20 protein-coding genes are annotated in these 21,035 nt (G+C 43.7%); 12 read left to right on the top strand and 8 right to left on the bottom strand.

The window, feature by feature from the left end; translation table 11 throughout:
- Window positions 1-306: 306 nt before the first annotated feature.
- Window positions 307-2,037: a bifunctional metallophosphatase/5'-nucleotidase gene (locus tag RJD38_RS19490; protein WP_065546246.1), complete on the bottom strand. Its 1,731-nt coding sequence runs from the start codon at window positions 2,035-2,037 to the stop codon at window positions 307-309.
- 155 nt (window positions 2,038-2,192) lie between these two features.
- On the opposite strand from RJD38_RS19490, the gene RJD38_RS19485 reads away from it, so the two are divergent.
- The gene (locus tag RJD38_RS19485; protein ID WP_065546245.1) at window positions 2,193-3,824 is read left to right on the top strand and encodes an ATP-dependent endonuclease; all 1,632 of its coding nucleotides are present in this window, start codon (window positions 2,193-2,195) and stop codon (window positions 3,822-3,824) included.
- A gap of 106 nt (window positions 3,825-3,930) precedes the next feature.
- Here RJD38_RS19485 and RJD38_RS19480 read toward each other — a convergent pair whose 3' ends face one another.
- Window positions 3,931-4,419, bottom strand: a complete 489-nt coding sequence (locus RJD38_RS19480) for a DUF1097 domain-containing protein (RefSeq protein ID WP_065546244.1) — start codon at window positions 4,417-4,419, stop codon at window positions 3,931-3,933.
- A 224-nt stretch (window positions 4,420-4,643) separates the two neighbouring features.
- Window positions 4,644-5,549, bottom strand: coding sequence for a LysR substrate-binding domain-containing protein (locus tag RJD38_RS19475; RefSeq protein ID WP_065546243.1), 906 nt, complete (start codon window positions 5,547-5,549; stop codon window positions 4,644-4,646).
- Window positions 5,550-5,789: 240 nt separating this feature from the next.
- On the opposite strand from RJD38_RS19475, the gene focA reads away from it, so the two are divergent.
- Window positions 5,790-7,235, top strand: coding sequence for a formate transporter FocA (gene focA, locus RJD38_RS19470; RefSeq protein ID WP_065546242.1), 1,446 nt, complete (start codon window positions 5,790-5,792; stop codon window positions 7,233-7,235).
- An 87-nt stretch (window positions 7,236-7,322) separates the two neighbouring features.
- Here focA and RJD38_RS19465 read toward each other — a convergent pair whose 3' ends face one another.
- Window positions 7,323-7,892: a YceI family protein gene (locus RJD38_RS19465; RefSeq protein ID WP_065546241.1), complete on the bottom strand. Its 570-nt coding sequence runs from the start codon at window positions 7,890-7,892 to the stop codon at window positions 7,323-7,325.
- Entirely contained in the window at window positions 7,889-8,428 is a 540-nt protein-coding gene (locus tag RJD38_RS19460; protein ID WP_065546240.1) for a cytochrome b, read from the bottom strand. The genes RJD38_RS19465 and RJD38_RS19460 overlap by 4 nt, the downstream gene beginning before the upstream one ends.
- Window positions 8,429-8,610: 182 nt before the next feature.
- Here RJD38_RS19460 and RJD38_RS19455 point away from each other — a divergent pair, with 182 nt between their 5' ends.
- A complete protein-coding gene (locus RJD38_RS19455; protein ID WP_032073033.1) occupies window positions 8,611-9,819 on the top strand; it encodes an IS4 family transposase in 1,209 nt (402 codons plus the stop codon).
- Window positions 9,820-9,905: 86 nt separating this feature from the next.
- Here RJD38_RS19455 and RJD38_RS19450 read toward each other — a convergent pair whose 3' ends face one another.
- The gene (locus RJD38_RS19450; protein ID WP_065546239.1) at window positions 9,906-10,157 is read right to left on the bottom strand and encodes a DUF2164 domain-containing protein; all 252 of its coding nucleotides are present in this window, start codon (window positions 10,155-10,157) and stop codon (window positions 9,906-9,908) included.
- A 104-nt stretch (window positions 10,158-10,261) separates the two neighbouring features.
- On the opposite strand from RJD38_RS19450, the gene RJD38_RS19445 reads away from it, so the two are divergent.
- The 3 genes from RJD38_RS19445 to dcuC all read left to right on the top strand — a co-directional run bounded on the left by RJD38_RS19445 (window position 10,262) and on the right by dcuC (window position 13,702).
- Window positions 10,262-10,897: a hypothetical protein gene (locus RJD38_RS19445; RefSeq protein ID WP_065546238.1), complete on the top strand. Its 636-nt coding sequence runs from the start codon at window positions 10,262-10,264 to the stop codon at window positions 10,895-10,897.
- Window positions 10,898-11,300: 403 nt separating this feature from the next.
- Complete coding sequence (locus RJD38_RS19440) at window positions 11,301-12,095, top strand: EAL domain-containing protein (protein WP_065546237.1); 795 nt, start codon at window positions 11,301-11,303, stop codon at window positions 12,093-12,095.
- Between the two features lie 239 nt (window positions 12,096-12,334).
- Window positions 12,335-13,702: an anaerobic C4-dicarboxylate transporter DcuC gene (dcuC, locus tag RJD38_RS19435; RefSeq protein WP_005592953.1), complete on the top strand. Its 1,368-nt coding sequence runs from the start codon at window positions 12,335-12,337 to the stop codon at window positions 13,700-13,702.
- Between the two features lie 94 nt (window positions 13,703-13,796).
- On the opposite strand, the gene RJD38_RS19430 is transcribed toward dcuC, so the two are convergent.
- Together RJD38_RS19430 and narQ are read right to left on the bottom strand one after the other, a co-directional pair.
- Window positions 13,797-14,429, bottom strand: a complete 633-nt coding sequence (locus tag RJD38_RS19430) for a response regulator (protein WP_174269630.1) — start codon at window positions 14,427-14,429, stop codon at window positions 13,797-13,799.
- A complete protein-coding gene (gene narQ / locus RJD38_RS19425; RefSeq protein ID WP_005592950.1) occupies window positions 14,416-16,149 on the bottom strand; it encodes a nitrate/nitrite two-component system sensor histidine kinase NarQ in 1,734 nt (577 codons plus the stop codon). The genes RJD38_RS19430 and narQ overlap by 14 nt, the downstream gene beginning before the upstream one ends.
- A 238-nt stretch (window positions 16,150-16,387) precedes the next feature.
- Here narQ and napF point away from each other — a divergent pair, with 238 nt between their 5' ends.
- The 6 genes from napF (at window position 16,388) to RJD38_RS19395 (ending at window position 20,981) form a co-directional block, all read left to right on the top strand.
- The gene (gene napF / locus RJD38_RS19420) at window positions 16,388-16,873 is read left to right on the top strand and encodes a ferredoxin-type protein NapF (RefSeq protein ID WP_065546236.1); all 486 of its coding nucleotides are present in this window, start codon (window positions 16,388-16,390) and stop codon (window positions 16,871-16,873) included.
- A 26-nt stretch (window positions 16,874-16,899) separates the two neighbouring features.
- Window positions 16,900-17,220, top strand: coding sequence for a chaperone NapD (locus tag RJD38_RS19415; protein ID WP_005592948.1), 321 nt, complete (start codon window positions 16,900-16,902; stop codon window positions 17,218-17,220).
- On the top strand, window positions 17,217-19,706 hold the full coding sequence (gene napA / locus RJD38_RS19410; protein WP_065546235.1) for a periplasmic nitrate reductase subunit alpha: 2,490 nt from the start codon (window positions 17,217-17,219) through the stop codon (window positions 19,704-19,706). Before RJD38_RS19415 ends, napA begins: the two co-directional genes overlap by 4 nt.
- A 62-nt stretch (window positions 19,707-19,768) precedes the next feature.
- Window positions 19,769-20,224 carry a nitrate reductase cytochrome c-type subunit gene (locus tag RJD38_RS19405; RefSeq protein WP_005592946.1) on the top strand — a complete coding sequence of 152 codons (456 nt, stop codon included), beginning with the start codon at window positions 19,769-19,771 and terminating at the stop codon, window positions 20,222-20,224.
- Between the two features lie 31 nt (window positions 20,225-20,255).
- Complete coding sequence (locus tag RJD38_RS19400) at window positions 20,256-20,834, top strand: NapC/NirT family cytochrome c (protein ID WP_005592945.1); 579 nt, start codon at window positions 20,256-20,258, stop codon at window positions 20,832-20,834.
- A 9-nt stretch (window positions 20,835-20,843) separates the two neighbouring features.
- Window positions 20,844-20,981: a TIGR02808 family protein gene (locus RJD38_RS19395; RefSeq protein ID WP_065546234.1), complete on the top strand. Its 138-nt coding sequence runs from the start codon at window positions 20,844-20,846 to the stop codon at window positions 20,979-20,981.
- Window positions 20,982-21,035 lie beyond the last annotated feature (54 nt).

Below are 21,035 nucleotides of genomic sequence, written 5' to 3'. Positions count from 1 at the left end.
GCATTGCCTAACGAGATGACGATAAGTAAACCAGAGGCGACTACTCCCCAAACGCCGCGGATTGTATGCCTCAAATCAATTTACGTCTACTAGAAAATCAAAAAGGAGCAAAAAAATGCTCCTTTCTTTTACATTCCCCCACCGGGAATTAAATACACCATTGCAGCCCATACAGAAATCCAGCTGATGACAACCGCAATATCGACCCAGTCTTTACTCCACATAACGACTCCTATTCATTAATTCGGATAAAATGAATCAAGGAATAAAAAGCAAAGTGTATGCCAAGTGTTTAAAATTTAGTCATTAATTAGCAGTAAGCATTTGATCGCCGTGTAGTACTTCTGGATTATCTTTTAAGTAGCGAATGAAACAATCTGCCATTGATAGGTGGGTGATATGCCCTTCGCCTTTCATATTGAGAATCGCTTCATAGCCTTCTTTTCCCTTCATGGTATAGGCAGAAGATGAACCAACGTAGGTTTTATTAGCTTCAACAGGCTGCCACCCATCGGTGTTAGTGTGAATGTCTAGATGGTGGATTCGCTCGCCTTTAGGTGCATTAGCTTCATAGTGATAGCGTAAATTGGCCGTATAAGGGTAAGAGCCTGAGCCTGTTCCTTCCACGCCATTATTTAATGCATTGTTTATTGCCCCTTCCAATGTTTGAGCAATATAGCGTCCTTCAATCTCATAACTGCCAATCGGCACCAGAAACGGCAACACCTTTCCGGCGATATCGGCAACAGAGATATTTCCTACGGCAATGGAATTACGCACTCCGCCCGCATTATGAATGGCAAAATCCACCGGACTCCCCTGTTGACGCATAGTATGAACAAATGACTCTGCGACTAATGGCGCGATTTCGCTGCCGCCACGTTCATCAGGAATTCTTATATGGCGTAGATTTTTTTCTGTACGCGCTAAGATGGTTTTTTGTTGCTCACGAACCCGAGCTTGATAGCGCTCTTCTAATAACCGCTGGATACCTTTGTCTTTCTTACAGACAGCCACGTTTTGATGCGCATGAACAAAATCTCGGATTGGTTGGTATTTTTCATCCTGCCAAGACTGACTCATCGAGGTGTCGACAAACAAACGTCTACCCAGCAGCAGTTCATTTTTGCCGTTAAAAGCAATCACATTACCTTCACTGTCAAAATCAATGTCACAATGGCCTAGAGACAAAGCATGAAAGCCTGCTTGCACCACATAGGTTTGATTGACCTTTACGCCATAATCATCACTTTTTGCCAAACCTAACTCGCTAAAGTCACCCTGTAACACATGACTGTGTCCACCGACAATTAACGAAATGCCATCAACATGATTGGCAAGTTCAAGATCAGCCTCATAACCCATATGACTCAGTAAAATGATTTTGTTGATACCCGCTTTATGGATCTCTGCCACGGTATTTCTGGCGGTTTCGATACTGCTGACAAATGGCGTGTCAATATCAGGATTAGAAATCTCCGCCATTTTATCTAATGCTAATGAAAATATCGCAACCGACTCGTCACCGACATGTTTGATTAGCCATTGTGCCGACCGAGTGAGTGGTTTGTAGGAGTATACCGTTGGGTTAAAACGTAAGGTTTTAGATTTATCTTGGCGCTCATTGGAAAGATCCCAATTGCCAGCAAGAAGAGGAAAATCAATGCGCTCGGCAAATTCGGCAACAGGCAGGTTACCCATATCGAGTTCATGATTCCCTACCGCCATGCCATCAAGACCCAGTTGATTGAGCATCACCGCGTTTGCTTCTCCTTTAAATAAAGAGAAGTACAAAGTGCCTTGAAAGCAGTCTCCGGCATGGAGGAAGAGAAAGCCTCGTTGGTTTTGCTCGGCTTGTTGCTTAAGTTGTTCAGCGCGGGTTTTTATGCGGGCGATGCCACCAGCACTCACAAATGGGGCGAATGATTGTTGTTCTACGGTCAGCGCAAGCTGTAAAGACGTCGGTTCAAAATAGGAATGTGTGTCGTTTATGTGCGCGACTCTTATTCTGGTCGTTCTATTATTTTTCTTCATCATAATTCTTCTCACTTTTCACCGTCATGCTAACTCATTCTTTATGACAGATTCATTACTTTTTACGAATAATTCGCTTATGTGAGCTAACCTCATGCTTATATTAGTTTTTTCTTTTATGCTTAAATTAAGATAATTGATAATGATGAGGTCACTTTATGCAATTAGAACGGATTGAAATTGCGGGTTTTCGTGGCATCAAACGCCTATCCCTCTCGTTTGAACAGCTGACGACTTTGATCGGTGAAAACACTTGGGGTAAATCGTCGTTGCTTGACGCGCTTTCAGTTGCCCTGCCGCCTGATGGTGTCCCTTACCAGTTTGAAATGTCCGATTTCCATGTGGATTACTCTGTTTCTCATCCTCAAACACAAGATTTACAGATTGTCTTGAGCCTAGTATCGAACGATAAGAGCGAAATGCGCTCAGGGCGTTACCGTAAAATTAAGCCGATCTGGACCACTGATGAAAACGATACTCATCGTATCTACTATCGGCTCAGTGCTAGTCGTGACAACTATGACATTGAAACTCAATACGATTTTCTCGATTTTGAGGGCAATCCGTTACCGTTACATCACGCGGTTAAATTAGCGCAAGAGCTGATGTCTCTTCATCCAGTGATCCGTTTGAAGGACTCCCGAAGGTTTAATCGCCCCATTCAAGCCAATGGCACACTCAATGAGCGAGTAGAAAAGCGGATTGATAATACCTGTCGCCGCTTAATGGCCATTCCAGGACACGTGAACAAAGGCGAGATGCGCAGCAGTCTCAATTCAATGAGCATGCTGGTTGATCACTATTTCTCGTTTAAGTCGAACGCTCGTAATAGTTTACGCAAACAGCGAGATGGGATTTTCTATACCGGGCAGCCAAATTCGCTGTCTATTTCAGAAATCGTTGAGCAAACTAATAATAAACAAACTCGTTTGCTGTTTATGGGATTACTCAATGCGTATCTACAAGCTAAAGGCCCCAATAAGCTGCGTCGTTGTGCTCGTCCGTTATTGATCATTGAAGATCCTGAAGGACGTTTGCATCCGACCCACCTCGCGCGTGCTTGGAGTTTACTGCAGTTACTGCCGATGCAAAAAATATTGACCACAAATAGCGGTGATCTTTTAGCGAGAGTACCGATCCACAGCATCCGCCGTTTGGTACGTCAATCCGATAAAACCGTATGTACCAGTCTTGGTTTACAGAGCTTGTCTCGTGATGAATTACGTAAGGTTGGGTTCCATATTCGGTTTCATCGTTCTGGCGCGTTGTTTGCTCGTTGTTGGTTGCTGGTGGAAGGCGAAACGGAAGTTTGGTTATTTAATGAGTTTGCCAATCAGTGTGGTTATAACCTCGCAGCAGAAGGTGTGCAGATCATCGAATTTGCCCAATCCGGTCTAAAGTCGCTCATTAAGGTCGCGAAAGCATTTGGAATAGATTGGCATGTCGTCACCGATGGGGATGCGGCGGGTAAAAAATATGCTCATACTGTGCGAACTCGATTGGATCATGATCAAGAGCGTCATCGTTTAACTGAATTACCCGATCTCGATATCGAGCATTTTCTCTATAACCACGGCTTTGAACCTTTTTTCCGCGAGATGGTAAAGATCCCAGCCGATCACCCTATCCCGGCTAAAAAAGTGGTTCATCGTGTCTTGAAGAAATTTGCAAAACCCGATTTAGCATTAGCCATTGTTTCTCATTGCGAAGAAAAAGGCATAGAGGGAATACCGCTTTTGATTCGTTGGACGCTAAAACGTGTTGTCACCATGGCCAACGGCAATACTTAATATAACGTTTAGTCGGTAGTAAAAAGCCATGCCCTTCAATCGTCGATAGGCATGGCTTGTTTAAACATCGAAAACGATTGTGATTCAATTATGCTGAAGGGGTTTATCAATTCGCCCGACTAGTGAGCGTTGCATTAGCCTTACCAGGTTGTGATTTAGCTTGTAACCACATCCCACTCCATTTCATGGTGTAACCAAACAGGCCGCCAAGCAACAATGACGGTATTACTAGTTGCCAATCCCCATTGGCAGCAAAGGTTGTACATGATCCGATAAACGTACCCGGAATATAGGCCAACCACGATTGTTTCGCTTGCAGGCACATAAATAACGTAATCAGTCCCGTCAGCATATAACCGGCAATTTCTAATGACACATATTGAGAACCTGCGATGATCACCATCGCCCAGAATACACCGGTTAAATTAGTGATAAGGCTTATCAATAATCCTTTTACACCTTCTTGAGGTGCAGCAAAAAAACTTGTGCAGCCCAAAAATCCTGCCCATGCGAGTAGGCCAAAACTCACTGCAACCCAGCCCCAAACCCCCGAAAGAATTGCGGTCGTTATTGAGATGGCAACCAATGTACTCATAATAAAACTCTTCATCTTTGTAACAAGTGAAGCATACTACTTAGTTCGCTCGCACAATTAATCGATCTCGATCACGCATCGAGGCAACAAATAGCAATGCGTTACACAAAAGAGTGACGCAATCGTTACTTCAACAGAATCCGTGCATTAAAAAAGCCCAAGAGGTGAGCCTGCTTGGGCTTTAAAGTCACATTGTTGTGCTTAGATTGGGTTTAATAGGCAAGTTAAAAGACGGAAGGCTTACCTTTCATCATTCGCGAACCCTCACGTTTTAAGCATTCAACGAGCGGGTTTTCAACCATATCTGCTCGCCAAACAAACGAGAGCGTTCTTTCCATACTTAATTCGGGCACATTAAGGGCGACTAATTTACCCGCAGCAATGTGCTGTTCAACATCTAAATAAGGCAAACAAGTTAAGTACAGTCCATTCGCCACCATGCTACGCAGCACGGGTACGTGTTCGTATTCACGCCATACATCAAGATCTTCAATCAAATGATGAATAGAGCTATCAAAAATCATGCGAGTACCAGAACCGTGTTCACGCAATACCCATTTTGCTTGCTCTAATTGGGCTAAACTAACACGATCTGACTTAGCAAAAGGATGATGCGCAGCCGCCACGACTGTTAAATGATCTCGACACCAAACTTCTTGGTGTAAACGGTTGTCATCACAGCGGCCTTCAATGATCCCAATGTCGTATTTGTAATCAAGTAAACCTTCCAAAATACTATCGGTACTGCGCACTTTCAAAGACATACGCATTTCTGGAAAGTCATTATCAATGTTACTGATAAGGTCTGGAACTAAGTGCTCTGCGGGGGTTTGACTTGCACCGATACGCAGCTCTCCGCTAAGTAAATGCTGCTCAATGAACCCCATTGATATCTGCTGTGCATCTTGTAACAAACGCTTTGCTTTCGGCCTTAACCATGTCCCCCAGTGGGTTAGAGCCATTTGCTTTCCTTGTCTTTCAAACAAGGGTCTTCCTAACATTTTCTCAAGCTGGGCAAGCGACATACTGGTGGCTGACTGTGTCAACGCCAATTTATCTGCTGCCATACTCACACTACCGGTATCGGCGACTGCATCAAATACCGCGAGTTGCTTTAGTGAATAACGCATAACTCTCCTTTTCGTTATTACGTTAAGTGTTTGATTTTTCCTTTTTGCCATGTGCACAGATAGGCACATTCGCTCATTTTAACGCCTTCTAAAAACATATCAAATTATTTGATGAAGTTACTCAACATTATCAATTTTACCTGTGTCTTCAAACCCCCTAATCTGAATTGGCAACGAGGCGAGAGCCCTTTGTTTTCCACATAAGGAGGTTATTTATGAAACATACGATTAGGAGCGGTTATGTCATCTAGTCAAGCCAACAATCAATACTTCTCTCCCATGGAGATGATGGCTGAGGCTGAGAAATTTGCGTTAAGTAAAGCAAAAAAAAGTAGCGGTATGACTTTAAGCCTAGCGGTAATGGCTGGGGCATTTATCGGTTTAGCGTTTCTCTTTTATATCACTGTTACAACCGGTAGTGCAGATGCTGGATGGGGACTTAGCCGATTTGCTGGCGGACTTGCATTCAGTATGGGCTTGATTCTGATTGTTATCTGCGGTGGCGAGTTGTTTACCAGTTCAGTACTGACCAGTATTGCGTGGGCAAATAAACAAATCACCTTTGGCAAGATGATTTCAACTTGGGGAAAAGTCTACTTCGGTAACTTTATTGGCGCAATGCTGCTGCTTGTTATCGTTTCTGCTGCGGGCTTATATCAAATGGATGGCGGCCAATGGGGTTTGAACGCGCTAAACATCGCGCAACACAAGCTGCACCACACTATGGTTCAAGCCTTTGCCCTAGGCATTCTTTGTAACCTTCTTGTGTGTCTTGCAATCTGGCTAACGTTTAGTAGTGCCAATGCAATGACCAAAGCGGCGATGACCATCATGCCTGTAGCTATGTTTGTCTCAAGTGGTTTTGAGCACTGTGTTGCAAACATGTTTATGGTGCCACTTGGTATTGTGATTCAAAACTTTGCGCCAGAAAGCTTCTGGCAAATGACTGGAACAACAGCAGCACAATATGCCGACTTAAATGTCATGCAGTTTGTTACTGCCAACTTAATCCCTGTAACCCTTGGCAACATTGTTGGTGGTGCCGTACTTGTTGGATTGGCGAACTGGTGTATCTACCGCCGTCCACAGTTAAAAGCAGCCAACATCGCAACCATTACCACCACCACAAATATTACGTCAGTTAAGGAAAGCACTATGAAAAATAACATCATCATCAAAGATATCATGAACACGCAACCAATCACTCTAAGCGCTGAGATGACCACGCCAATGGCTATTGATCACCTACTAGCACATCACGAAGTAAGTGCGCCAGTAACTGATATCGAAGGTCGTCTTGTTGGTTTCTTCTCTGCCCATGACGTGATGGTTGAATTATGGTGCCAAAACTACATCCCAACTCAAGGTCAAAAGGTGGTGGATCTAATGGCTCGTGATGTAGTGGCAATCGATGTAAATGACAAACTGGTAGATGTAGCGGAATTCCTTTGCATCGATAAAGAGCAACTTTACCCAACCACAAGCATGGGTATCGCAACTCGCTTTAGCACTCTATCGGTTGAAGAGCGCGCTAAGAGCATGAAAGTGAGCAAACCACATGTATTACCAGTATTAGAAAACGGTCATATGGTTGGTGTTGTGAGCCGCTTAGAAGTGCTAAACGCAATGCGTGATGTGTTTGGTAAACCAACTGAGGTGGTTGAAGATCACAAACAAACGGCTTAACGACATCGTTGGTTGTCCAATATACAAAAGCGCCTCATCATCGAGGCGCTTTTTTCATATCGATAAAACGGTATTTATAGAAGTGTCCTACTGCTTGATGCCTTCCACATGCAGCTCCATATCCACATAACTTGACGCTCCCATGACTGGAATTTTGTAATCAGCAAGCTCTAGACGAGTGGTGCCAAAGAATCCAACACGTTCCCCACCCCAAGGGTCCTGACCTTGACCAATCACCTGCGCTTGAATCACGATAGGCTTGGTGACGCCGTGCAGATTAAGGTCGCCCAGCAGCTCAAACGTACCATCGCCTTTATCGACAACCTGCGTACTATTAAATGTTGCCGTTGAGTATTTACTCGCATCAATAAAATCGGCACTACGAATATGTTTGTCACGCTCAGCATGGTTAGAATCTAGGCTTTTGGTATCCACATTGACCGTAATGGATGATGCTGAAATGTCATTGGGATCATAAGAAAAATTCCCGTCAAAAGTATTAAATCGGCCTTGGATATAGCTGTAACCTAAATGACTTACTTTAAAGTTAATCGACGCATGCGCGCCCTTGGTATCAATCACATAATCCGCTGCGCTGGCACTCAACGGCATAACCATTGCCATCGCTAGTCCTGTAGCAAGTAACGTCTTGTTCATTTTGAAGCTCCTATCATTTTGCGTAGCGTGTTGTCTTTGTCGATAAAGTGATGCTTGAGTGCTGCCATGGCATGGAGGCCGGCCAGTATGATCAACGTCCATGCGGCATAAAAGTGAATCTCTCCGGCAAGATCTGCCTGCCCTTCAAATAAAGCACCAGCGCCGGGAATGGCAAACCAATCGAAAATATCGATAGCACGACCATCCGCTGTAGAGATGAGATAACCAGATGTAAAAAGAATCAAAAGCACAATATACATCAGCCCATGCGCTATTTTCGCAGCCCATTTTTCTAACGTATTGCCTTCGATACCGGGTGACACGGTAACACTTTTCCAAACCAAACGAATTAGGGTTAAGCCTGAGAGTAGAATACCGATCGATTTGTGCCAATGTGGTGCGGTGCGATACCACTCACTGTAGTAAGAAAGATCAACCATCCACAAACCGGCTGCGAACAAACCAATAATAGCGATGGCTGAAAGCCAGTGTATTAATCTCGCGATTGGATTGTAATTTTCTACTTCGGTTTTCATTTGTGTCCCTACTTCGCTAAATTCAAACTCATCATATTGTGAGATCAGTATTACCCAACTTATCTATACAGAACACTGAGGAATCCCCTAATGATTTTGATAAAAATCATAAATTTAAGGTAGATGCACATCTTGTCATGTGATCAAATGGTTCTGAGAAAAATCAATAACCAGACAACAAGATGTGCGAACTCGATATTTTACACGACTCTCTTTACCAATTCTGCCCTGAATTGCACTTAAAACGACTCAACAGTTTAACGCTGGCTTGCCACGCATTACTTGAATGTAAAACGCTCACTCTTACCGAACTTGGTCGTAACCTGCCAACGAAAGCCAGAACAAAACATAACATCAAACGAATCGACAGATTGTTAGGTAATCGTCACTTGCACAAAGAGCGACTCGCTGTATACCGTTGGCATGCCAGCTTTATCTGTTCAGGTAATTCGATGCCCATTGTTCTTGTTGACTGGTCTGATATTCGTGAGCAAAAACGGCTTATGGTATTGCGGGCTTCGGTGGCACTACATGGTCGTTCTATTACTCTTTATGAGAAAGCCTTTCCGCTTTCAGAGCAATGTTCAAAGAAGGCTCATGACCAATTTCTAGCCGACCTTGCAAGCATTCTACCGAGTAACACTACACCGCTCATTGTCAGTGATGCTGGCTTTAAAGTGCCATGGTATAAATCCGTTGAAAAGCTAGGTTGGTACTGGTTAAGTCGAGTCAGAGGGAAAGTGCAATATGCAGATTTAGGTGCGGAAAACTGGCAACCTATCAGCAACTTACATAGCATATCCTCAAGTCGCTCAAAGACTTTAGGCTATAAGAGGTTGACTAAGAGCAACCCAATTTCATGTCAAATTGCACTGTATAAATCACGTCCTAAAGGCCGAAAAAATCAGCGTTCGACACGGACTAATTGTCATCATCCGTCACCTAAAATCTACTCCGCTTCGACAAAAGAACCATGGGTTTTAGCGACTAACTTGCCCGTTGAAATCCGAACACCAAAGCAACTTGTTAGGCTCTACTCGAAGCGTATGCAAATTGAAGAAACCTTCCGAGACTTGAAAAGCCCAGCCTACGGTTTAGGCCTCCGTCATAGCCGAACTAGCAGCTCAGAGCGCTTTGATATCATGCTGCTAATCGCCCTAATGCTTCAACTGACATTTTGGCTTGCTGGAGTTCATGGTCAGAAACAAGGTTGGGATAAGCACTTCCAAGCTAACACTGTCAAAAATCGAAATGTACTCTCAACAGTGCGCTTAGGGATGGAAGTTTTGCGGCATTCTGGCTACACAATAACGAGGGAAGACTTGCTCGCGGCTGCAACCCTGCTTGCTCAAAATCTATTCAAACATGGTTGTGCTTTGGGGAAATTATGAGGGGATCCCTCAGTACAGAACATCTACGCCTATTGATGAAGTCATTCAAATATTTTGAATATCTCTATAAGTTATCAAGATAGAAATTAATTGATCTCATCCACTTGCTCGATTTGATAAATTTCATCTGCGATATCAAGCATCTTGTTGTGCATAATACTCTGTGCATCCGACAATCCTTTGTTATAGAAGACCGGCCCCAGCTTTTGGGTAATATGATCCGCAAAAAACTCCGCATCAAACTGACCTATTTCAATATCCAACTCATCGGCAAGATAGTCTTGGATAAGCATCGCCATCTTCTGTTTTTGTTGTGATGTAAATTCAATCTTAGACATAAACCCTTCTTATTCTGGCGTTTAAAGCCATTTAGTGTAACGAAAAGCTTCGCCTGCATGTTAACCTTACTATCTAAATTTGAGGTCTATCAGGGAGAATAACTGTGTTACTGGATGTGCTCATTCAAAGCGTTAATGAGTTTCAAGCGGACTGTATGACGCTATGTGAACAGCATTATCCCACTATTCATAACCGTGGCATGAGTGAACATCATCTCGGACTGGCCTTTTCACGCCGCCTAGCACGAACCCTTACTGAATTTGGTCACCATTGCAACTACGCAACACTAGAATGCTACCCATCAACAGAACAGCCTAGCCACTTTCGCGTCTCTTCCGATGCCGGAACCGTATGGATTTTGACGTCACACTTAGTCAGCGCTGGCAGCTCATGCAGACGTAAGTTATTCAAAACTATTCACCACTGGCAGAGTGAATACGATTACGCGATACAACCTAATGATTTATTGCTACTGTTAACGGATCACTGGATCACACGAAGTAAGCAGAGCCGCGAGCTTATCCATTGGTGGACAGGCCATATTCCTGACGACATTGATGATTACAAATCCCAAGGTGTCAGTCTTTATACCAGTGATTCGCAACTCTCTTTGACCTTAGAGGAGTGTTTTAGCATCAGTCCGTATTACATTAAATTTACCCATCCTTTGAAACGCGCGACCGATAAACAGTTGGTGCGCAAGTACGTGCAACTTTATGCGGTAATACAGCTCAGTTAATTCACACATTTCCCAGTACACAACAATACCCTTTCCAAGCAGAGTTCCTAAGTCGTTCAGCGCCCTATTGGTTAATACGCTAACAGTGATAACTTTCACTCAAGTAAAGTTATCAAGGATGTAAAATCAATTCTTGAGTCTAAGGTTCATGAGACGAAAAACCGTCTAGTGAGAGGCTTCTGATTAAACGACCTATGTCATATAAACTATTTAATGACATAAGCGAAATGCCTAATTGATACATAAGTTTAGAACCAACATCAAATTTGTGGACATTAGTCACGGGCAAACGCTAGTTACAATACTTTATTCGTTGACAAAATTATGTCGGCGTCAATATCATGTCACACGAGCTTGCACTATTGCATACGGAATAACTTGATACTAAAGGCTTAAACGTAAAATGATTCTGTCTAGTCAACATCAGTTTCACGAATGCGTCTCTTTCAATGAAGAAAGACAATTTGTCGCCGCCTATAAAGGGCTAAATCTTCGTAGCGTTTATCAGCCTATCTTTGATCATAAAAATCATCCAATTGGCGTCGAAGCCCTTGTACGTATTGAGGATCAGCAGCAGAAAAACGTAAGACCTGACCTCTTTTTCCACTCTAATGAAATCAGTTTAGAAGACAAGATCAATGTCGAACGACTTAGCCGTGCAATCCACATTCGTAATTTTTCTAACTCAAAATATCGCCACCTTAATTTGTTCCTTAATGTTCTCCCTTCTGACGGTGAATTTTTTGCTTTAGAAAACATGCGTGTTGGTCAACTATCTGAAGGACTAAAATCTCTCAATTTACAGCCCAACCAAGTGGTTATGGAAGTGGTTGAACTCGATTCACCGGACGAACAATGCTTAAAAAATGCCATGGCTATCCTTGAAGCTAATGGTTACAAAATTGCTATAGATGACTTTGGTATGCACGCCTCTAACCGCGATCGCGTCGAGTTGATTAAGCCCAGTATCATCAAGATTGATCGGTCTTTATTGCTCGACTATATGCAAGGCATCACCGCACCAATGTTAAGTGGAATTGAGCTGGCAAAAAAAGTTAAAGCGAAAGTGGTGGTCGAAGGTATTGAAACTAAAGAGCAATACTTAGCTATGCGTGCTCTCGATGTTGATTTTTTCCAAGGCTATTTTCTCGCCACGCCCCAACCACTCACGGCAACTGAAGCTACCGAGGTAGGTTAACTCCTCATTATTACCATAAAAGGAACTTTCGAGTTCCTTTTTACATTTTTAATACTTAAATAACTTAATTTAACCACTGTAAAACAGAATATTAATCTGCATTTTTCATTAAAATCCTTTTATTGTTTTAGATCACGAGTTGTACGTTTACCGCTCGTGCTACAGTCAAGTTTTCGGTAGATTCACTGACACAGTTTGACACACGTTGTCATATTTTTTCTTATCTACCGAGGTATTTCATGCTGGAGCTTCTAATCGGATTAGTTGTTACCGTAGCCGTAGGCTATTTTATCGTTAAAGGATATAAACCTGCCGGCGTTCTTCTTACTGCTGGTCTTGCTTTGATGTTTATGACTGGCTTTCTGGGCCATAGCATTCTACCAAGTAAAATTGCTTCAACCGGTAATATGTTCACCGACGCACTTGAGTACGTGAAATTCATGCTACAAAACCGTGGCGGCGGCTTAGGTATGCAGATCATGCTATTGTGTGGTTTCGCTTCTTATATGACGCACATTGGCGCAAACAATGTCGTGGTTAAACAGTTTTCTAAACCATTGGCCGTGATTAAGTCTCCTTACGTATTACTTGTTGCGGCTTATATCGTAGCGTGCTTAATGTCCCTAGCGGTTAGCTCTGCAACGGGTCTTGGTGTTCTATTAATGGCAACACTATTCCCAATGATGACAGCTATGGGCATCTCACGCCCAGCAGCAGTTGCAGTGTGTGCATCACCTGCAGCAATCATTCTCTCGCCAACCTCTGGTGATGTTGTTATCGCCGCAGAAAAATCGGGCATGACGTTAGATGTATTCGCAGTACAAACCGTATTGCCAGTGTCATTCTGCGCTATCGTGGTCATGGCAGCGGCGGCATTCTTCTGGAATAAATACCTAGACAAAAAAGACAATACGCCAATGGAGCGCGTTGACGTGTCTGAGATAGAAGTAAAAGCCCCAGCTTACTACTCTATCCTACCTTTCCTGCCAATCATTGGTGTATTCTTATTTAATGGCCGTACAATTCCTGGTCTATCGTTGGACATCTACACCATCGTGGTACTGTCAATCTTTGTTGGTGCAGTGATCGATTACATCACTAAGCGCTTTGATGGCAAAGCAACGCTGGAAGATCTTGAATCTTGCTACGAAGGCATGGCTGATGCCTTTAAAGGTGTGGTAATGCTCTTAGTTGCTGCGGGCGTATTTGCACAGGGTCTGATGTCAATTGGTGCCATTGATAACCTACTTCATCTGGCCGAAACAGCGGGCGCAGGCGGTGTTGCACTGATGCTTATCCTAACGGGTCTAACGGTGGCGGCAGCAATTGCGACAGGTTCTGGTAATGCTCCGTTCTATGCGTTTGTTGAACTAGCACCTGCACTAGCTGCGAAGATGGGCCTAAACCCTGCATTCTTAATCATTCCGATGTTACAAGCGTCCAACCTAGGCCGTACGATTTCTCCAGTTTCTGGCGTTATTGTAGCGACATCAGGCATGGGTAAGATCAGTCCATTCGAAGTGGTTAAACGCACCTCAGTTCCGGTACTTTGCGGCCTAGTGACCGTCATCGTCGGTACACTTGTTTTGGTTCCTGTTTACGCATAGTCCAAACAATCTATCGTAATTTACTATTAAAGAAGGGCGCTCAATGAGCGCCCTTCTTCTTTTAAAACCAACCGGTATTCGAGGTAAATCAGTTTTATTTAATGTCGCCGAAACGTTCAAGGTACAATACTGTTGCTGCAGTGCGCGATGGCACACTGAGTTTCTTCAACAAACTCTTCATATGTACTTTTACGGTCGATTCAGAGATAAACAAAATATCCGCAATCTGTTTGTTGCGTAACCCTTTGGCCACTTGTTGCAGGATCTGCAACTCTCGGTCCGTCAAACCATCAAAGATATCACTATGGCTAGAACGCTCTGCTAGATACTGTGCTACTTCACGGCTATACGCTTTGTTACCCTGTAGCGTTTGTTTAAGCAGATCGATTAACTCATCAGGCTCAGTATCTTTTAACAGATAACCATCAGCACCTGATTTAACAATGGCATCAATATCTGAAGCACTATCTGAGACCGTCAAGATCACAATATTGGCATCGCAATTATCCGCTCGTAACGCTTTTAACGTATCGAGTCCTGACATACCTTTCATATTGAGGTCTAGCAAAATAAGATCAGGTTCAACTTCATGGTTTTTCGCGACAGCTTCTGCGCCAGAACTTGCTTCCGCAATAATTTCAAATTCATCTTCAAAGCTGAGCAACTGCCCTAACCCGCGACGCATCAGTGGATGATCGTCAACCAGCATTACCTTACATGTTGTCAAAGTTTTCATCCTTTGTTCTTGGGTATTTTAATTCAATTTCACAACCCAGCTCTAGTGCTGTATTGATCGTTAAGTGACCATTTAAGCGACTGGCTCGTTCATGCATGATCGATAATCCATAGTGATCCAGCTTACCATCGGTAATACCTTCACCCTTCATGCCAATTCCGTTATCTTTTACGCGCATCACAACACAGTCATCTTCTTCAATACAGAAGATCTCAATAAGGCTCGCATTCGCGTGTTTAATCGCATTGAGGGTCGCCTCCCTGATTAACTGTAGTAGATGAACTTGTTCATGAGCATCGAGTTCTGCTGACGACAATTCGTTTAGCAAACGAATCTCGGCATCGGTTTGTTCAGCTAGTTGTTCTACCATACCAGTCAAAGCGGAACCAAAGCTGCCTTCTTTGATTGAGAGTCTAAACGTGGTTAATAGCTCGCGTAATTGTGTATAGGCACCATTTAGCGCGCCATCCAAATCCGCAATCACGCCATTGGCGCTCGCCGCCGCTTTATCCTCCGCCAGTTTTTTCATTAGTCGCTTTAGTAAAGAAACCTGAATCTTCAGGTAAGACAAAGATTGGGCAAGTGAATCGTGAAGTTCACGCGCAATGGTAGCCCTTTCTTCTAGCAACAATAGGTTTTCTGACTGTCGTTGAGCTTGGTTATAATAAACGGCACGAGATAATATTCTAACAAAATTATCAATAAGAGCTTGATCTGGACAAGGTAAACGCCAATTCCAATGCAACGTACCTAAGTTTTGTCCATCTAAGATTAACTCGCGCGAAGCGCTATTCTCTGCGTTGTAATCGCCTTTAGTGAGTACCAGCGGTTTTTCGCCACGCGATGAGATAGAAAGTTGTACGGCATCGATCCCTTCAATACTTTTTATATATTCTAATATTGCTGCGAAGTTATCCAAGGTGATGCGCGACGCCGTCAGTTCGCTCGACGATTTATACAATACCGACAAAGATTGATTAGCATGTTGTAACTTATGGGTTTTTTCATTTACCGCATTTTCTAACCCATTGTAAAGCTTACCAAGCTCTTTTGCCGTGTTGTTAAAGGTACGGGTTAAGATGCCAATTTCATTGTCGCTCACGACATTCAAATCGACATCAAACGAATGAGATTGAACTTGTTCACTAGCAAGTACCAATGCTTGTAGAGGGTTAACGATTTCACGGCGTACAAATAGCACCACGAAGACACTGGTGATCAAAATCCCCCCCATGCCAATTGCGCCAACCCACGCTAGTTGGAGTAATTTTCGTTCAGAAAAACTCTGTAATTTGAAAACGAAGGCATCAATTTGTGATACAAAATTCGGCACTAACACCAAATATTCAGATCGTTTTTCACTCTTTAGCAGCGCTTTTAGTTCGTGCCAGCGTATGATCAATTGATAGTAATCTTGGGTGATATCTTCAGGAACCGTCCAATTTTGTAATGCCATCATAGATGGTGAATAAATGGAATGTTCAAATAAGTAAATATGGGATGAATAGTCACTAGATTGAGACTGAATATCACTTGCTAGTCGATAGCTTTGCATCCTCATTGACCCTGCGACATTGACCGCTTCAGCATCATTAAGACTTGATGCCAACAAAATAAATGCATAACCAATGGTACACACAGACAGCAACACAATGAATGTCATCGCCTTTGCTATCGTGCCTGTTACCGATTTTTTAACCGTTTTAAACAATGTCGACTCTCGATTTTGGGGCCAATAATTTGGACTACTCTTAATGGGTAGATAGCGTTTAGTTCAATATGTGATCAAATCTAACTGAATTAATTGATCTAAAACAATATCTCACCTCAATTACCTCCTAAGAGGTATTTATACAAATATGTCAAAAACTACAATTTATATATCGATAAATGACTAAATATTAATGGCACTTAGCCATTTACGTTCAACAGTAATGGATTGTAACTGAATGGTAGACCTTTCGAGACGAAGATTTTTCACTCGTAACGTGGTTGCTGATACTTCGGTAAGACTACCTTGGTTAACGGCCCCCGAGCGCTTCACTGACCTTTGTAGTCAATGCGGAGAATGCGTCAAAGCATGTGAAACTCAAATTATCATTAAAGGTGATGGTGGTTTTCCTCGTGTCGACTTCTCAATTGATGAGTGCACATTTTGCTATCAATGTGTGCAATCTTGTCCTGAAACTCTCTTTGAACCTGCTCAGAGCGAACCTTGGCAAGCAGTAGCAGAAATCAGTTCGCAGTGCCTAGCAAAACAAAATGTTGAATGCCGTGCTTGTTCCGATATCTGCGAACCCATGGCGATCCGCTTTAACTATGCTGTTGGGCAAGTCGCTCAGCCCAGCATAAATCATGAGCAATGCTCAGGATGTGGTGCCTGTGTCGCCGTATGTCCTACGTCATCTATCAATGTGAGCAACGTTGGCGCGTAAACCAACGACAACTATGAGAGCAAAACATGCCAAAAAATGAAGTGCATATATCCAGTTTAATTGTTCATTGCCAACCTGAACAACTTCAAACGGTTACAGCACAAATTAGTGACATCGATGGTGCCGAAGTTTATGGCGATAGTCCAGAAGGAAAACTGATCGTCGTACTAGAAACCGCGACACATGGCTTTATCACCGACACTATCGACGTAATCAATAATTTGCCACATGTTCTAAATACCGTAATGGTTTATCACCAAATAGAACCTGAAGAAATCTATACCGAACACACCGAATTAGAACCAAACACTGGAAATCAACAATCCCAAGTAGAGGGTGAAGTATGAAAATGACACGACGCGCGTTTGTAAAAGCAAACGCAGCCGCATCAGCCGCGGCAGTAGCGGGGATTACACTGCCTGCTTCTGCAACGAACCTGATTGCTAGCTCAGACCAAACTAAGATTACCTGGGATAAAGCGCCTTGTCGTTTTTGTGGTACTGGCTGTTCGGTACTGGTTGGTACCCAAGGAGGTAAAGTAGTTGCAACTCAAGGTGACCCAGAAGCTCCGGTAAATAAGGGGTTGAACTGTATCAAAGGCTACTTCCTTTCGAAAATCATGTATGGTCATGATCGATTAACCCAGCCTCTACTTCGCATGACTGATGGCAAATACGATAAGAACGGTGAATTTGCGCCGGTGTCTTGGGATGATGCTTTCGATATCATGGCGGAAAAATGGAAATCGGCTTTAAAAGACAAAGGACCAACCTCTGTGGGTATGTTTGGTTCTGGTCAATGGACCGTAATGGAAGGTTACGCTGCATCAAAACTTATGAAAGCAGGCTTTCGTTCAAATAACATTGACCCAAATGCACGCCACTGCATGGCTTCAGCGGTTGTTGGCTTCATGCGTTCATTCGGTATAGACGAACCGATGGGCTGCTATGATGACTTTGAACATGCAGACGCATTTGTGCTGTGGGGTTCAAATATGGCAGAGATGCACCCAGTATTATGGACTCGTATTACCGACCGCCGCCTAAGCCACCCACACGTAAAAGTTAACGTACTATCAACCTACTATCATCGTTCTTTCGAATTGGCTGATCATGGTTATATCTTTACACCGCAAACGGATCTCGCGGTTGCCAACTTCATCGCTAATTACATCATCGAAAATGACGCTGTAAATTGGGACTTTGTTAACAAGCATACTCACTTCAAACAAGCGACAACCGATATTGGCTATGGTCTTCGCGATGACAATCCGATTCAAATGGAAGCTGAGAACCCTAACTCAGGCGTAATGACCTCAATCGCATTTGATGAATACAAAAAATCCGTTGCGCCTTATACACTTGAATATACGGCTGAACTTTCAGGTATTGCACCAGAGAAGCTGATTGAACTTGCTAAGCAATATGCCGATCCTAACACCAAGGTCATGTCACTGTGGACGATGGGCATGAACCAACACACTCGTGGTGTGTGGATGAACAGTTTGGTGTACAACCTTCACCTACTAACCGGTAAAATTTCCACTCCGGGTAACAGCCCATTCTCACTGACTGGTCAACCGTCTGCCTGTGGTACCGCACGTGAAGTGGGTACGTTTGCTCACCGCCTTCCAGCAGATTTGGTGGTCGCGAATCCGAAACACCGTAAAATTGCAGAAGGCATTTGGAATATTCCTGATGGCGTCATCCCACCTAAACCTGGCTTCCACGCCGTATTGCAAGATCGCATGCTTAATGACGGTAAGCTCAACGCTTACTGGGTGATGTGTAACAACAACCTGCAAGCTGGGCCGAATATCAATGAAGAACGTCTACCGGGTTACCGCAACCCTGAGAACTTCATCGTGGTGTCTGACCCATACCCGACCGCAACAGCACAAGCCGCTGACCTTATTTTGCCTACGGCAATGTGGATCGAAAAAGAAGGCGCTTATGGTAACGCCGAACGACGCACTCAAGCATGGTATCAACAAGTTGAAACCGTTGGTGAAGCGAAATCTGACTTATGGCAGTTAATGGAATTCTCCAAGCGTTTCAAAATTGAAGAAGTCTGGACTGAAGAAGCGCTAGCAAAAGCACCGCAACATCGCGGTAAAACCATGTATGACGTCCTATACAAAAACGGAACCGTCGACAAGTTCCCGATTGAAGAAGCACGTGAACTCAATGATGACGCTCATCACTTTGGTTATTACGTACAAAAGGGCCTGTTCGAAGAATACGCCCAGTTTGGCCGCGGACATGGACATGACCTTGCCCCATACGATGTTTATCATCAAGTACGCGGACTACGTTGGCCTGTCGTTGATGGCAAAGAGACTCTTTGGCGCTTTAAAGAAGGATCGGATCCTTACGCTAAAGCTGGCTCTGATTGGGACTTTTATGGCAAGCCAGACGGCAAAGCTTGGATCATTTCTGCACCCTATGAAGCGCCACCGGAAGTGCCAAATGAAGAGTTCGATATGTGGTTATGTACCGGCCGTGTCCTTGAGCATTGGCATACCGGCACCATGACTCGCCGTGTCCCTGAGCTCTACAAGGCAGTTCCTGACGCCGTTTGTTACATGCACCCAGATGACGCGAAAGCGCGCAACGTTCGCCGTGGGGAAGAAGTTTTACTGTCAAATAAACGTGGCGAAGTTCGTGTTCGCGTGGAAACTCGTGGCCGTAATCGACCACCACAAGGGCTTGTATTCGTACCATTTTTTGATGCTCGAATACTGATCAACAAACTGATCTTAGATGCAACGGACCCACTGTCTAAACAGACCGATTTCAAAAAATGTCCGGTTAAGATCACCAAAGTTGTTTAATCCATTGTTGGCGGGCTGCGGCCGGCCAACATAAAAAATTGCCCTTAGGCGGAGAAGTTACAATGAAAAAAATAGTGATTGCCCTATTTGCTTTTGCAATGATTGCCAGCGGCAACGTATTTGCTGAGCTGGATAATCCAGGCGGAACTGGTGGTGTTGATTCACTTCGTGGTAGTACCCGATTAGAAGACACTCGCCCTGCTGATGACTTTAAGAAATACCCGAAAGAACAAGCACTAGAGAGCAGCTTTGTCTATCAGCCACCTCTGATCCCACATAGCATTCGTAATTACGAAGTCTCTCTGAATGCGAACAAATGTTTGGCCTGCCACAGTTGGAAAAATGCCAAAGAAATGGGCGCAACCAAAATCAGTGTTACACACTACGTGAACCGAGAAGATGCCGTACTAGCCGATATGTCTCCTCGCCGTTATTTCTGCCTACAGTGCCATGTACCGCAAGCAGAAGCGACACCGCTGATTGGAAATGATTTCGAACGCGTTCAGTCGTTGAAATAAGACTGTTGCGTAAAATTAACGAGGTTAATGTATGAAATTATTGAAAGCGTTTTGGAAGCGACTAAAAAGCCCAAGTAAAGCCGCGGTTGGCGTGGTTCTATTCATGGGTTTTGCTGGCGGCCTTCTATTCTGGGGCGCATTTAACACCGGAATGGAAGCGACCAACACGGAAGAGTTTTGTTCTGGGTGTCACGCGCCAATCGTGGCAGAAATCAAAGAGACGATTCACTATTCAAACCGTTCTGGTGTACGAGCTATCTGTTCAGATTGTCACGTTCCACATGAATGGTCAGATAAGATTGTTCGTAAAGTTCAGGCATCAAAAGAGCTTTTTGCTCACTATGTTTTGAAAACCATCGACACGCCTGAAAAATTTGAAGAGCGTCGTGCACATCTTGCTGAGCGTGAATGGTCAAGAATGAAAGGTAACGACTCATTAGAATGCCGTAACTGCCATGAATTTGAGTATATGGATTTCTCTGAACAAGGCTCTCGTAGTGCGAAACAGCACTCTACTGCGCTAGCAAATGGCGATAAAACATGTGTTGACTGCCATAAAGGCATCGCGCACAAATTACCGGACATGCAGGGCGTTGAAGGCTGGCAATAAGGAGCGATTATGAGTACGTTTGAATCGGTTGTATGGCATATTCTTGGATACAGTGCGATGCCAGTTATTATCCTTTCAGGCTTTGCAGTCGTGGCAGCGATTTGTGTTTGGCTACTGTCACTGAGTAAAGACAAAGAAACGGAATAGCACCACGTTTAACAAAATTACACTTGTCTAAATAAAACAAGGCGCTCATATCGA

It is taken from the genome of Vibrio scophthalmi (genome assembly GCF_040869025.1).
Classification (GTDB): domain Bacteria; phylum Pseudomonadota; class Gammaproteobacteria; order Enterobacterales; family Vibrionaceae; genus Vibrio; species Vibrio scophthalmi.
The sequence above is the reverse complement of the archived record's forward strand: the minus strand, read 5'-3'. Positions and strand labels throughout refer to the sequence as shown.